At 34.3% G+C, this 13690-nt stretch carries 14 protein-coding genes and 3 pseudogenes; 2 read left to right on the top strand and 15 right to left on the bottom strand.

Annotated elements, in window-relative coordinates:
- Positions 1-141 precede the first annotated feature (141 nt).
- The 6 genes and pseudogenes from FJQ98_RS11200 to FJQ98_RS11175 all read right to left on the bottom strand — a co-directional run bounded on the left by FJQ98_RS11200 (position 142) and on the right by FJQ98_RS11175 (position 3459).
- A complete protein-coding gene (locus tag FJQ98_RS11200; protein WP_053596889.1) occupies positions 142-675 on the bottom strand; it encodes a dihydrofolate reductase family protein in 534 nt (177 codons plus the stop codon).
- A gap of 139 nt (positions 676-814) precedes the next feature.
- Positions 815-1247, bottom strand: a pseudogene (locus tag FJQ98_RS11195) (CatB-related O-acetyltransferase); the annotation flags it as partial.
- Entirely contained in the window at positions 1223-2002 is a 780-nt protein-coding gene (locus tag FJQ98_RS11190; RefSeq protein WP_053596887.1) for a M20 metallopeptidase family protein, read from the bottom strand. The pseudogene FJQ98_RS11195 and the gene FJQ98_RS11190, both read right to left, overlap by 25 nt.
- A gap of 328 nt (positions 2003-2330) precedes the next feature.
- Positions 2331-2579 carry a hypothetical protein gene (locus FJQ98_RS11185; protein ID WP_053596886.1) on the bottom strand — a complete coding sequence of 83 codons (249 nt, stop codon included), beginning with the start codon at positions 2577-2579 and terminating at the stop codon, positions 2331-2333.
- Between the two features lie 18 nt (positions 2580-2597).
- Positions 2598-2828 (bottom strand): hypothetical protein, encoded by a 231-nt coding sequence (locus FJQ98_RS11180; RefSeq protein ID WP_053596885.1) that lies wholly within the window; start codon positions 2826-2828, stop codon positions 2598-2600.
- A 37-nt stretch (positions 2829-2865) separates the two neighbouring features.
- Complete coding sequence (locus FJQ98_RS11175) at positions 2866-3459, bottom strand: TetR/AcrR family transcriptional regulator (RefSeq protein WP_053596884.1); 594 nt, start codon at positions 3457-3459, stop codon at positions 2866-2868.
- 373 nt (positions 3460-3832) lie between these two features.
- Between FJQ98_RS11175 and FJQ98_RS11170 the strand changes: the two are divergent.
- Positions 3833-4059: pseudogene (locus tag FJQ98_RS11170) on the top strand (helix-turn-helix transcriptional regulator).
- 237 nt (positions 4060-4296) lie between these two features.
- On the opposite strand, the gene yiaA reads toward FJQ98_RS11170, so the two are convergent.
- The 8 genes from yiaA to FJQ98_RS11130 all read right to left on the bottom strand — a co-directional run bounded on the left by yiaA (position 4297) and on the right by FJQ98_RS11130 (position 10755).
- Complete coding sequence (gene yiaA, locus FJQ98_RS11165) at positions 4297-4767, bottom strand: inner membrane protein YiaA (RefSeq protein ID WP_053596883.1); 471 nt, start codon at positions 4765-4767, stop codon at positions 4297-4299.
- Positions 4768-4997: 230 nt separating this feature from the next.
- Entirely contained in the window at positions 4998-5717 is a 720-nt protein-coding gene (locus FJQ98_RS11160; RefSeq protein ID WP_053596882.1) for a GNAT family N-acetyltransferase, read from the bottom strand.
- A gap of 159 nt (positions 5718-5876) precedes the next feature.
- Complete coding sequence (locus FJQ98_RS11155; protein ID WP_053596881.1) at positions 5877-6821, bottom strand: metal-dependent hydrolase; 945 nt, start codon at positions 6819-6821, stop codon at positions 5877-5879.
- An 88-nt stretch (positions 6822-6909) separates the two neighbouring features.
- Positions 6910-7305 carry a GNAT family N-acetyltransferase gene (locus tag FJQ98_RS11150; RefSeq protein WP_241774639.1) on the bottom strand — a complete coding sequence of 132 codons (396 nt, stop codon included), beginning with the start codon at positions 7303-7305 and terminating at the stop codon, positions 6910-6912.
- Between the two features lie 370 nt (positions 7306-7675).
- The gene (locus FJQ98_RS11145) at positions 7676-8860 is read right to left on the bottom strand and encodes a hypothetical protein (RefSeq protein WP_201406698.1); all 1185 of its coding nucleotides are present in this window, start codon (positions 8858-8860) and stop codon (positions 7676-7678) included.
- A gap of 13 nt (positions 8861-8873) precedes the next feature.
- Positions 8874-9683 carry a hypothetical protein gene (locus FJQ98_RS11140; protein ID WP_053596878.1) on the bottom strand — a complete coding sequence of 270 codons (810 nt, stop codon included), beginning with the start codon at positions 9681-9683 and terminating at the stop codon, positions 8874-8876.
- Positions 9680-10369, bottom strand: a complete 690-nt coding sequence (locus tag FJQ98_RS11135; protein WP_053596877.1) for an ABC transporter ATP-binding protein — start codon at positions 10367-10369, stop codon at positions 9680-9682. Before FJQ98_RS11135 ends, FJQ98_RS11140 begins: the two co-directional genes overlap by 4 nt.
- Positions 10366-10755 carry a GntR family transcriptional regulator gene (locus FJQ98_RS11130; protein ID WP_053596876.1) on the bottom strand — a complete coding sequence of 130 codons (390 nt, stop codon included), beginning with the start codon at positions 10753-10755 and terminating at the stop codon, positions 10366-10368. Before FJQ98_RS11130 ends, FJQ98_RS11135 begins: the two co-directional genes overlap by 4 nt.
- Before the next feature lie 1028 nt (positions 10756-11783).
- On the opposite strand from FJQ98_RS11130, the pseudogene FJQ98_RS11125 reads away from it, so the two are divergent.
- A pseudogene (locus tag FJQ98_RS11125) lies at positions 11784-12185 on the top strand (IS66 family transposase); the annotation flags it as partial.
- Between the two features lie 213 nt (positions 12186-12398).
- Here FJQ98_RS11125 and thrC read toward each other — a convergent pair.
- Positions 12399-13658, bottom strand: coding sequence for a threonine synthase (thrC, locus tag FJQ98_RS11120; protein ID WP_053596874.1), 1260 nt, complete (start codon positions 13656-13658; stop codon positions 12399-12401).
- Between the last annotated feature and the right edge of the window lie 32 nt (positions 13659-13690).

The raw sequence follows: 13690 nt of genomic DNA, 5'->3' as shown, positions 1-13690 counted from the left end.
GTCAACTCGTGTCATATTAAAAAAGAATGGCGTGTGGTTCGACGGCTGATGAAAAAGGACAACTTCACTAATTGGTGAAGTTGTCCAAATTTAATCTAATTTTTATTGAATCGTACTCTAGAGTGCACAACATATGCTAGGCTATTTCTTAGTTTGATTCACCTTATAATGCAGTTGTACAAACTGCCCATACCGTCTTGTATCAATTAAAATTAAATCTATTTGTGGACTTTTTTCTTTAAACAAAGGGATACCCGAGCCTAAAATATGAGGTGTGACCGTAATAATATACTCGTCAATTAAATTTTGTTTGATAAAAGCATCGAGTATACCCGCTCCACCAACCATCCATATTTTAGAACCCTCTTGTTCTTTTAGCTTTCTCGTAAACTCTACTACATCTTCATGGACAAATTCCACATATTCATCTGACCCTTTTTCAGAATTGCTGAAGACGTAGCATTTTTTTTCAGGATACGGAAATGATTCTGAGTTTTTCAATATATAATCATAAGTCTTTTTCCCCATTATCGTTGTATCAATAGATTGATACATTTCTGCATATCCTGCATCCCCCTCCCCTTCTGTGTCAGTTAACCATTGTAAGTCATTATCTTCCTTAGCAATAAAACCATCTAGGCTTGCAGCAATGTATAAAACTACTTCACGTGACATACTTTAACCTCTCCTTTTATCTTATAAACTTCCCTTATTGATTAAGGAACAAACCTATACTAACCATAAAACATGACAAGTAATGGCATGATTAAATAAAAAAGGAGAAAATATTTTTTTACAAACAAGAATTACACTACTACTTTAATTTTTTTAGTACTTCAATATCATAGGATAGAATAACTTCGATATTATCAGACATCAGTTCTTGCTCAAAATTCCACCATTGTATTTTTTAGTAATTCCTCTATTTTCTCTTCAGAAAATCGTTTTTTTATTTCTTTAGCAGGGTTCCCATCAACAATTGTGAAGGGTTCAACATCCTTTGCTACTACAGAATTAGCTGCAATAATTGCTCTGTCCCCAATAGTTACGCTAGGCATAATGGTTACATCTTTTCCTATCCACACATCATTCCCAATAATTGTATCACCTTTGTATGGAAGCATCTCCAATGTTGAAGTATATTTTTCCCACCCATTTCCAAAAATATTAAAAGGATACATAGAACCATCCATTCTATGATTGGCCCCATTCATAATAAGGGTTACGCCAGGTACAATCGAACAAAATAGAGTCTGCAATTACATGCATTCCCAGCATGAATACTTCCAACTGTGACAAAGGCCGCTTCAGTTGGATTAATACGACGACTAACAATTTGTTGTAGATGTTGAACTAGTTGAGTTGCCGCAATAATGGAGTCTTTCGTTTCATGTGGTCGAGCTCCATGACCGCCCTTACCAAAGATTTTAATTGTAAAAGCATCAACTGAGGCCATTATTGCATTTGAAGCGGTTGACAGCTTGCCAATGGGAAGATCTGTCGCTAAATGTGCACCGAACACATAATCCACATCATCTAAAACCCCGTCTTCAATCATAAATTTCGCCCCACCTGGTGGCTTTTCTTCGGCTGGCTGGAAAATAAATTTAGCGGTTCCATGAAAACTGTCCTTATGTTTTTGAAGAACTTTTGCCATAGCGAGTAAGGTGGCTGTATGTCCATCATGTCCACAGGCATGCATAACGCCAGGCACTGTGGATTTATATGTAACTTCTTTTTGATCTTCGATTGGTAATGCATCAAAATCTGCTCGAAATGCTATCGTTTTTCCCGGTTCTTTACCTTGAATAAATCCGACTACACCTTTATCACCAACATTTTCTTGTACAGAAATTCCATAGCTTTTTAATGTATCTGCTATAAAGCGAGATGTTTTTTCTTCTTGAAAAGAAAGCTCTGGGTTTCGATGTAAAAAGCGACGATTTTCTACGATCTCGTCAAATAAACCCGTCAACTCATTGGTAAGTGTTTCAATAGCCATTCCTTAACCCCTCCTTATATCAGTTAATCATTCAATATATTCGAACAATAAATACGATTTTAAACATACAAACCTTATAAATAAACTACGTTTTATATAATTTGTATCCATTCCCAAAATGAAACAGCCACCTAGCCTCGATTAAATATCGATGCCAGATGGCTGCAAAAGTCTTCTATTCGACAGGGATAAAATAATTATTAGCCTTCATTAATCGGGCTTTTACGAGGTTGCGGTTTTACAATAAAGATGCACAACTGAAAAATATTACTTTTCGGATTTAATCAGTTCTTCCCTTTTAGCTAGGTAAAAAGTTAATGTTACTTATCTAATCGTTTTTTACACCTTTTCGATATATGAAAACACTGCTTAATATTCCAAGTCCACCAAATAACAAAATCCATATATTTTTTAAAAAAAGTCCATAAATCGTAATTACACTACTAATAATTCCACTTGAAAAAGCACTGGATACCATGGATTTTTTTGTTGGTTTAGGGAACTGAATAGAGGTTCCAAAATTTTCATTTCCCCATTTACATGCCACATCCATGATCTTTTGTAGTTTGTCTAACATCTTTTTATCCTCCAAATTTTAAAATATGAAATAAGAAAAAAATGCATTGGACAGAGCACCTAAAAAAGCCAACATTGAAAATGATAAACAAACCATTCCGCCAATCATTTTCGACTTCTGTTCTCTATTCTTTTTGGATAGTAAAACGAACCCGAAGATTAGTAGGAAAATTGCTAAAATGATATTCATCGCGATAAAGAACGGTGCTGTTTCTTTTAGAAAATCTATAATACGCCAAAATAAACTCATTGATATCTCCTCCTATTTTATAGTTGAAATCGAGCCTCTACTCAAAGATGCTTGCTACCAACTGCTTCGTCATAAATTGAAATGCGGCTAAGTGATCACAGTTTTGTGAAATTCCTTCTTTACTTGCAATGCTTGAAAGAAGGACGGTGAAGGTAGAAAAGGCTAAATTTTCAGAAACTTTCAATTTGAGATTTGCTCGTTTGATTGCTGTACGAAAAAGTTCACTACTATCAAATATTAGTTTTTCTTTCATTTCCTCCGAAAGTTTACTATAAAATGATGTGAAATCAGTCGTTTTCACGTCATAAAGAAATGGTTTGCTTTCGTATTCATAGTAAAGCTGGATTATTGCTGTTTCAAAGCCGGACTTTTCAGGGCATTGTTCAATTCGCTCAATGAAATTTTCATAAATAGTATCTTGAATGTCATACAGAACTTCAAAAAAAAGTTCTTCCTTACTTGAATATAAATTATAAAAAGTACCTGTAGATATTTCTGCTTTCTTACACAATGCGCCAATGCTTGTTTCTTTATAACCCGGAGAAATCCAAAATGCCATACACTCATCTTTCAATTTACTTTTAATCAGAGTTTTATCTTCTTCTGAAAAAACTTTTTTGCCCCTTGCCATAGATGACCCCTCCTTTTATGAATTATTTATATGAATATTCATATATTATATTCACATGATAGCATCAACACCAATTTTTAACAAGATATTAAATAACAAATTATTTCACATCTTTATCATTGCATGTGATTAAGGTTAATAGAGACAATCAAAACTTTATTTTAAAGCTACTGAATATTATCACCCGATTGCACCAGATCTATATATGAACCTTGCGGAATCATGAAATTTGTCAGGTTCCTTCTGCATTCTGGCACTTGTTAAATCAAAGTAATCTAAGTAAAAAAAGTTGTTTGATACTTTTGTATAAGTTTACTTTACTTTTTTTGTAAAAAGTGAGTTTGTTTATAATTTGATGCTAGAGATGATCGTCATGAAGAAAGATTTTGGTAATTCGATATCAAATAAGGTTTATGAAAATCGTGTACTTGCCAGAATGTCTCAGCAAGAATTAGCAGAGAAAGTCGGGGTTTCCAAGCAAACCATCTTCGTAATAGAAAAAGGAAATTATGGACCGACTCTCGAATTGCTGAATTAGTTAGTGTTGATATAAACGATATATTTACGTATGAGAAAGGAAATGACCAAAATGATAACTAAGTTTATGTCAGATATCCATAACGAAATTATTAGTTCAAGAAAGAAAAAAAGAGCTGCCTAGGCAACTCAACACCTTTATTTAATACCCTTCGATAGTTAAAGAATGAAATGAAAGCCTTTCCGCGGTTGATCCGATCTCAAATTTTAATTTAGCTGTCTATGCAAAAATTTAGACCCTTAGCGAGCCACGGAAACCCCTTGTAGCATAGTGGATTCTGCTCCATCGTGGTACATAACTCAACCTTTTTCTCTTGCCCGCTGTGTATCTCTTATATTCTTTTGAACCGTTATAGCTGCAAATAAACTAAGAACAAATGCCATACCAAAAAAGCCTTTTTCGCTTAAAACTACACTTCCTGCATTGTATAAACCGATGGCCATTAATGAAATAGATACAATAAGTGCGAACCAACTAAGACCATAATAAATAGTAGTAACTGGTACGCCCTCATCTTTATCTCTAACTGCTTTTTGTAAAGATATCGCCGAATACAGTCCGAACACTAAAACTGCAAAGTAAAATCCTTTTTCATTCAATTCCATAGTTGCGTTAAACAAGCCTATAAGATACGACGCAACACCTACTAATAGCGCTGCCCACGAAGCCCCTTTGAAGGCAGGAGTTGGTTCTCCTTCTTTCCGTTCTTCTTTCACTTTTAAATCATTTCGTTTTTCTTTATCTACTAAAACTTCATGATCATTGGACATTCAATTTTCGCCTCCATCTTTTAATCTAATAAAAATGGAGCACCAGAGACACTGCAGTGCACCTTCTTTGCTAAACTAACCTGCCAATAAGTTGAAAAAGAAAAAACGATCTTCGTTATTAAAGTATATGCTCATTCGCATTATAACTTCACAACCTTTAGGTGGCTGTTTGAATTGATTAAATCCTTGACGTTGATAATGATGGAATTACTTAACGATTAAACTCATTCCTAAACAGAGTATTGTAAAGAAATTACTGTATTTTCATTTTGAATGCATCCGTTTAAAACCATAATATTTCTCATTGGAATATTGTCGACTTGAGTCATTCCTAAATAAGAGATAGCTTTAAATTCGTTTTTCAATCTGTATAATCCAATTGCATGTAAGTTCCTTCCAAAACCTGACCCCAGAAAATTAGGATGCATGCCTATCCAAAAAATGCGTCCTTCCTTATCTGTATTTGGTTCTATATGTGGAAAAACTACACCAACAGGCTCTTTATTAACTTTATATACTGTAAACATTTCCTTAACTTGTGATGGGAGTTCAATGCTCATTCCCGTTAAAAACTTCTCTGCATCAATAAAACTTATACCCATCACTTCAGATAGAAAAGAGACAGAGTTATTATCAGAAATTGACCATACTTCATAATCTGGTATCGAAACATTTAATGATGTCATTAAAGATCTCTTGTATACAACCCTTTCACCAATGATTTCCATTTTAGACCTTGTACGATTTAAGCTATCTAAAAGCATTTTAGGGCACTCCAACATAATTTTTTTCAGACAACTACTATGTAATTTATCTAAAAGTTCATTTATAAGCACATCTATTTCAGAAGCAAGATGAAGTTTATTCTCTAAAATTTCTAACATAATTACACGATCATTTTTTAGGTTATGTACGCCAACTCTTTGTAAATGTTGAAGCAATTGATCCACGAATTTTCACCTCTTTTTATGTTTAAAACAATTACCTTCTTCCACTATCCTGCACTGTTAGTTGAAGAAGAAAAGGATGGGATTCAAGAAAAGCTCCATTAGTAAAAAAGCGATTGCCCTAATTAGTTTGACTGATCATTCTTTACACATAATTGACGTTCAAGAGTAGTCCAGGACTCTTAGCTTTTCAGTACCTTGAACTTCAATCCATCTTCCGTCTATTTCTTGACGAAAAATCCTTGGATCATTATGATTTTCTTCTATACATACCAAATAATAATTGCCACTTTTTCTAACTTCCCTTATTACATTAAAACTTGGATCCTCACCCGATCTATAGGGACCATTAATACTTACCTCAACTGGCTTTGGCTCTGGATAATATAAATTTGTATGGTTTTCTAGCGAATCACCAAGTAACGGACTAAAGCCTCGTATTATTCGTTGTTCAGAATACAAATCATAAGACCATTTAAGATACTCTAAAGGATTTTTTATATTCATCAGATTTTCTCCAGGGGGGCTCACAAGAATAATTGCGTTTTTTTCTCCATAATATTCTTCTAACTTAGATGTCAATTCGGATTTAGAGTAACTTCTAATACCCATATATGATCCTACTAGTAAAAGTACTATTATAATACTCTTCATGCTATGTTTAGAACTAAAAATAACAATTATTAGCGTAATCATTAAAGGGAACCAAACCCAAGGATCTCCAGCCTCAAATATTACATAAGCATATTGCTTTTGGGATAAAGGGTATATTAACGAAACTTCATGGGTTAAAAAGTCTACGATAATATGTCCGACAATTGTTGCTGAAGTGAGTATAATCCAAATTTTCCACCATATGATTTCTCGAAATATTTTTTTGGTAATCAAAGCAACAGGTAAAACAAAAATGGGAGCAAATAGTATGGAATGAGACCAAGGAGTAGAAGTTCTAACACCTAAAGTATCAGGTAATATACCTGCAAAACCACCAATAACAGATAAAATTATTTTTTTAGGTATCGAAAGATTTCTTGCATCTTTTAGAAGAAATACAATAACAGCTCCAACAAGGGCATGGGTAAGAACATGCATAAATAAAAGTAACATTTTCCTCCTCCTAATATTATAAAAACTCCAAACAAAATATTATTCTATTAAAACTAAAGCATGCGTTAGTTCAATAAAAAGCTAGAATTCAATTTAATTTTTTTACAAATAAAACTCTGTCTTGATTTGGTCCGTCAAAGTCTGTATTTATGGATAGATCCTCAACAATTCTATCTCCATCTTCAATTTCAAACCCCATTTTGGTATGATAGGCAATCGAACCTTTATTGACAGGTGACGTTACACAACGAACAATACTTCGATTATTTTGCTTTACCACATTAAAAAACATATTGTATAAATGTTTTCCAATATTATGCTTTCTGTATTCAGGATGAACTCCGACGAAATGAATATACGCTTCATTTGAATGAGTTTGAGAAAGGAATCCTATTAGAAACCCCACAAGTTTACCGTCCTTTTCCGCAACGAAACTTGTTTGTGTAAAATGGTCGAAGAATAATTTTGGTAGCATATCAGACATATTCCTACCACCCCACCACTCATTGATTAGAGGTGAAATTACATAGTAGTCTGAACCTTTAACTAACGATGTTCCATTTTAATCCCCTTCTATGTAAAATTCTATTTAAACTAATATTAACAAGGCTCAATAAGAAAAGTTCCTTTGACTTCGGCAACTGGATCTTAAACTCTTGTACTCGTTACTTCAAAAGTTAAACTACTAAACTAATTTTTATATACTCCGCCCAGTGACGGACTTCATTATCGTCTACTGTCAATTAGTATTTCACAATCATCAATCTAAGGTTCAAAATCGGCAGATATAAATCATAGAATTCATATCTGCCAAAGCTGCTTGCTCTAATTTTCTAAATTGTCTGTTCTTCGATTTAATCATTGTGGTTATATATTTGCCCGATAAAAAGTGAGGAATCTGCATCTCGTTTTTCTTTATTTTCGATGATGATTTTACCTTCATATAATGATTCACTTGTCCGTAAATCACCGATTAAGAACAAATGACCGTCAGAAATACGATTGACTAAATATAGTTTACCATCTGTAATCTGTAAAAAAGGTTCTTCTTTAACATTAGCAATGCTTGGATACTTAAAATTTAAAGGCTCTTCCCACTGTTTCTTTTCAATATTATAACGGTTCAGCTCTAACCCATTGGCTGAATGAACAGGAATGAATATATCTGTTCCTTGAAGAACCATCGACTTCACATGTGGTTTTAATTCGACTGGAATTGTCAATTCCTTCACTTCATTATTAAGATAGTTATAAAGATATATTTCGCTAGAGATTGTTTCACGATCACCATTATCTGGGTATTTGTATTTTTCAACCATATATAAGAAATAATTTTCATTACTAAATTTATTATAGTTATTTAATATACTAATGCTGGCCTGGCCGATCTCTTCTGATTCTAATTTTGCAAGTATTGAGTCATGTTCTAATTCCTTTTTGTTTTCATCAACCGTATATATATGCAGCTCTTCCTCACCATTGAGATAACTTATTGCTAATATCTTTATTTTTCCATTTTCTACATAGACATCTTGCTCATTGATCCAGTCATATCTTACTTGGTCTGGCATATTGATTTCAAATGAAGAACTGTCATTTGTTTTTTTATCAAGTGTATCGATTTGAAGAGTGAAAAAAATTTCGAGACCCTTATTTCGACCATTACTTTGAAAAGTGGTGTAAATCAAACGGTCTTCGTCTTCAAAATACTGACCAGGATTTAATTCTTTTCCACGCATAAAACTACGGTGTTCTTCAATATATTTTTGAAACATCAAAGGGTTATTTCGTCCTATCAACTCTCCAATAAAAGACCTGTTCTGATTAGTCGAACCATCCTTCGATATATTCAACTCACGATAAATATTACCGCTCTGATATCTCGCTTGAAGAATAAGATTGTCGATTTCCCCCTTATTTCCGCTAGTAGTTTCAATTTTAAAGGATGCACCCTTAGCCATTGCCTGTTGAATATAGTAAGTACCGATTGTCATCACGATGATTAAACTAATCAATATCGTTTTCCAATATTTTTTCATAGCTATCCCCCCCTTAGACCCTGATTTTATATTTTAGCAAATGATTCGCGATCCAAATGGCACTTCCTAATACGATGATGCTCACTACTATTATCATAAGAAGGACTTCAAGTGAGTAAAAATAACCATTAGAAAATTCATTCAATAAAATTGGCACAAAAAAGACACCGAACGAAAGCATTCCATAAACGATTGCGAAAAAAATGCCTTTTAAACCGTAACTTCGTTCAATTAAAATGGCAGTGAATAAAACTGCTACAAAGATTAGCCCTACTCCATAAATCAGGATAAATTCAGTAAAAGTATTCGGATACATCCAACCCCATATTTCAAAACTACTAAAATGATAAAACGAAAAATGCGATTGTAAATCTGTTGGTATAATACTATTAACAATTTGTATTTCGATCGGAATTAACAATATTTGCAAGGTAACTAAACCAAGTATTAATAGCATAATAGTCGTCAATTTTGCGAAATAAATAGTAATTCTTTCAGTTGGCAACATTAATAATCTGTAAATAAACGTATTTTTTCCAAACCAATCCCGATACCAAATAAAGAAAACATAAATCATCAAAATGGCTATGCTAAAAAAGATTGGCAGCAGAAACCATTCTGAGTCACCGAAATAATTAAATGAAAAGTATTCCTTAACATTTTGGCTCATTGATAGTTGATTCTGATCCGCTCTATCCATATATATTTTTGACACGACAATCGCCCCAATGAACTGACTGACAATTATCACACCTATTAAGATTAGGTACAATTTGAAAAATCGATTTACTTCGAAATTAAGAAGTTTTAAATAGTTTCTCATCCACGATACACCTCTCTCATGACATCAACTACTGATTTCCCTTCCTTTTCACGCACTTCCTCTACACTAAATTCCTTTAATACTTTACCGTTATCAATAAGCACTGCTCTATCTATCAAGTGTTCAATATCACTAATTTCATGGGTTGTGATAATCACACCACGCTCTTCAATTAAATGACTTGTAAACACTTCGGCAATCTGTTCACGGGAAAAAATATCAATACCAGAAAATGGTTCATCCATCAGTAAGTAATCTACGTCCAGTGCCAAACCTAATATCATATTGACTTTAGCCATATTCCCCTTTGATAAATTGGCAATTCGTTCAGTAGGGTCTAGTTTAAAAAATTGCAGCAACTCTTCTGCCCTTTGAGGATCCCAGTTTTTATAAAAATCGGCCATGAACGCAAAGGCATCACAAATTTTCATTTGTGGTAACATCGTAATCGTATCTGGAATAAAGGTAACTTTTTCAAAGCTTTCTTTCCGGATTTTTTCCCCATCAATCAAAATTTCACCGCTATTAATAGGCGTGAGCGCCATAATAGCTTTCATGATTGTCGTCTTTCCTACTCCGTTTATACCGATTAAACAAGTAATTTCACCTTTTTCAGCAGTGAATGAAAGACCTTTTAATACCTGTTTCCTGCCGTATTTTTTCATGACATTTTTTACTTCAATCATTTCGATTCCTCCGCTTCTCCGCTTTCGGCATCATGCTTTTTCTTTACTAGTTCCAACACTTCAGATAACGGCACATCGATGGATTTAATAGAACCTAAAAATAAGTCAACCGCTTCGATAATCAATTCCTCACGGACACTTTTAAGGACCGCTTCATCTTTAGTAATACAGCTCGGCATATTCCCCTCAGTAAAAATCAATCCTTGTTCCTCCATTTCCTTATAAGCTCGTTGTGCAGTATTTGGGTTAATCTTCAGCTGGTTGGCTAGTTCTCTTCTTGATGGAATCTCCTGACCAGGTTCAAAATACCCCTTGGCGATTTGCTCTTTAAAATGCCGGATAACCTGGACATAAACCGGATCCCGATTATTAAACTTTACAGTCAATTAACTCAACTCCCAGAAAATCATATTTTCGTGTATCAAGCGCTTAATACAGTTTGTGCATACTGGTGGGCAAAGAACTTTAAAGAACTACCCGATTTATTATTTAGCCATTACCCAGCTAATCGGTCTTTGTGTATTAATACCTTAATACACCATTCTCAAAAAAATGTAAAGTGTATTAAGCATACAATACACTCTTCGTAATGTATTATAGGCTTAATACACTTTACATGTCAATCAAATCCATGGAAATATATCTCTATGTTTAAAAAGACAACCAGTTGTGAAACTAACCTGCCACGAAACTTGAAGTAGAAAAAACTCTATGCCTACTTGAAGAAAAGCATCCTAATCCATTTAAGTACAATTCTCCACAAACTCTTTCATATGGTTTTTCTGATTGATGTGTAGCGCAAAATGCTAAACACTAAGTAAAATGTTTGGCATATATTTAGTTTGTTATTTTAACAAATGATTTTTCATTCTCGGTGTTTGTCAATATAGTTGTCGTATTTAGTTACTTTAGTATTTTGAAAGATTGGGTGAATCCCCATGTTCAGTCAAGGCTATCTCGCTGAGCTTGTTGGCCTGGCAATTAAGATTGAAAGAAAAAGCGTGCTTTCAATCTTAATCGCCAGGGAAATGGGACTATTGTCACTGCTTCAGTTTGTCCTCATCTCGCATTGGATTGAGTGCTACTTGTTCAGTCGGTGCCCAATTTCTTGTACCTCGTGCCCAACGCTCCGGATGCTTCTCCTTCGCAGCCTCGTACACGTCTTTGCGCTTTTCTAATAGGGCTATGTGTTCGCCCGTATGACATTGTACAGGTGTTACAAAATTCAGCCCGCTATGCAGGTGGATTTCGTTGTACCAATGGACAAATTGTTGTGCCCATAACCATTGTTCCAGTTAAACTGGATCCCATACCAACTGAAACATCCTCGACTCATTCTTTCCAACAGACAGCTGGGCCAAGCTGTGTGATTAAAACTGCTGCGGGCGAAATCTCCTTCTTCAATGGCGTAGAAAGACGGGTCATTCGGAAGTTCTTTAACTGGCTCGAAAAGTCTCAATTCTTTGGCAAAAACGCATTAGCCACAGCAACAGAGTATACGTTGAACAGAAGAAATGAACTAAAAGCATTTTTGTATAATGGGCAAATCGAAATCGATAATAATCCAGCCAAAAATGCGATCCTTCCAACCGTGATTGGAAGGAAGAACTGGCTCTTCTCTGTCAGTGAGGCGGGCGCAAAAGCCAATGCAATCTGCTTAAGTCTAGCGGAAACAGCAAAAGCGAATGGTATAGATATCTATAAATACCTCGTTAAGCTTTTGACGGATTTACCCAATCTCGCAATTCATCAACAACCAGAATTATTACAAGAATACATGCCTTGGTCCGAGTCAATTCGAGCTACATATGCATAATAAAGCCAGCTATCTGAAAAAAATCATCAGAAAGCTGGCCATTTGTCGTGCGTGCTGTAATACTTGCTCTCTATTTATTAAAAATGAGTACTGAAGAAATCAAAAATATGTTCTAAAGAAAGTGATGATTCAATGAAAAAGTTTATGTTCGAATGTAAATAACTAATTGAAGTTGTCATATAAGATCTCAAATTTCATACCATTTCTTCCCAATCATAATTTTTTTATATTTTCTATTGTTAGTTCAGCAGAAATTATTGAATTAGCGAAATGAGCTTCCTCATTAGATTCTAAGTGATATTTTTTTAGTATTTCAGTATCCTTTAAAAGGTTTCCAGTTAAAATACAAACGGCTGTTTCATCAGAATCTATTACATTTTGAGCAACAAGTTTTTTCAATCCTGCAACTGTTGAGGCAGAAGCGGGTTCACATCCTATTCCACTTTGATCAACTATTGCCTTGGCGTTAAGTATTTCCTCATCAGTAACAGAAACGGTTATGCCATTTGTTTGTTCAAGAGTACGTAATCCCTTTTTCCAACTTGGTGGATCTCCAATATTTAAAGCAGAAGCTACAGTATCGGGATTTGGATTAGGAATTAGGGTTTCTTGATTATTTTCTACCATCTTGTGAAACGGACTGGCTCCTTCTGCCTGAACAACTGCTACTCTTGGAATTTTGTCTATAAAACCTAAAGTGTAAAGATCATTTAATCCTTTCCCTAAGGCGGATACATTACTTAATGCTCCTCCTGGTACGATTACCCAATCTGGTAATTTCCATTGAAGGTATTGTGCAATTTCATAAATTATACTTTTTTGACCTTCAATTCTGAACGGATTTATCGAGTTGCAAACGTATAATCCTAAATCATCACTATATTTTTCTAAAAACTGAATCCCATTATCATAAGTTCCTTCAAATGTAATAACTTTGGCTCCATAAGATAAAGTTTGCAGCACTTTATTCACAGATATATTTTTATTTGGAACAAAGACATAAGATTCTGAATTAGCCAGAGAAGCATACATTGCGAGTGAAGAAGAAGTGTTACCCGTTGATGTGCAAGTAAATTTTGTTTTTCCAAGTGAGTAGCCATGAGAAACAGCTACTGTCATACCGTTGTCTTTAAATGATCCACTCGGATTCTCACTCTGTGCTTTCACCCAAGTGCAGCGGTTACCTATATAGTTTGATATCTTTTCCGTTTTATAAAGACCAGTATTACCCTCGTATTTTGTAACAATATGGTTAGTCTCCAGTTCAGGGGAAATTAGTTCTTTATATCTCCAAACACCGCTAGCAAAAGGCGAAACTCGGTCTGCAAGTCGTTTATTGAATATTTGTTTTAAGTATTCAGAATCAATAGATTTAAAATCATGTATTACATCAAGTAGATTTCCACAATCGCACAAGTAGCGGAATGAATCTATAGAATATTCTTTGTGACAATCGATACATGAAAGTTTCATTTCTAGTTCATCCCCCTTTTAGCGTAACTCTA

It is taken from the genome of Lysinibacillus agricola, from assembly GCF_016638705.1.
GTDB lineage: Bacteria > Bacillota > Bacilli > Bacillales_A > Planococcaceae > Lysinibacillus > Lysinibacillus agricola.
The sequence above is the reverse complement of the archived record's forward strand: the minus strand, read 5'-3'. Positions and strand labels throughout refer to the sequence as shown.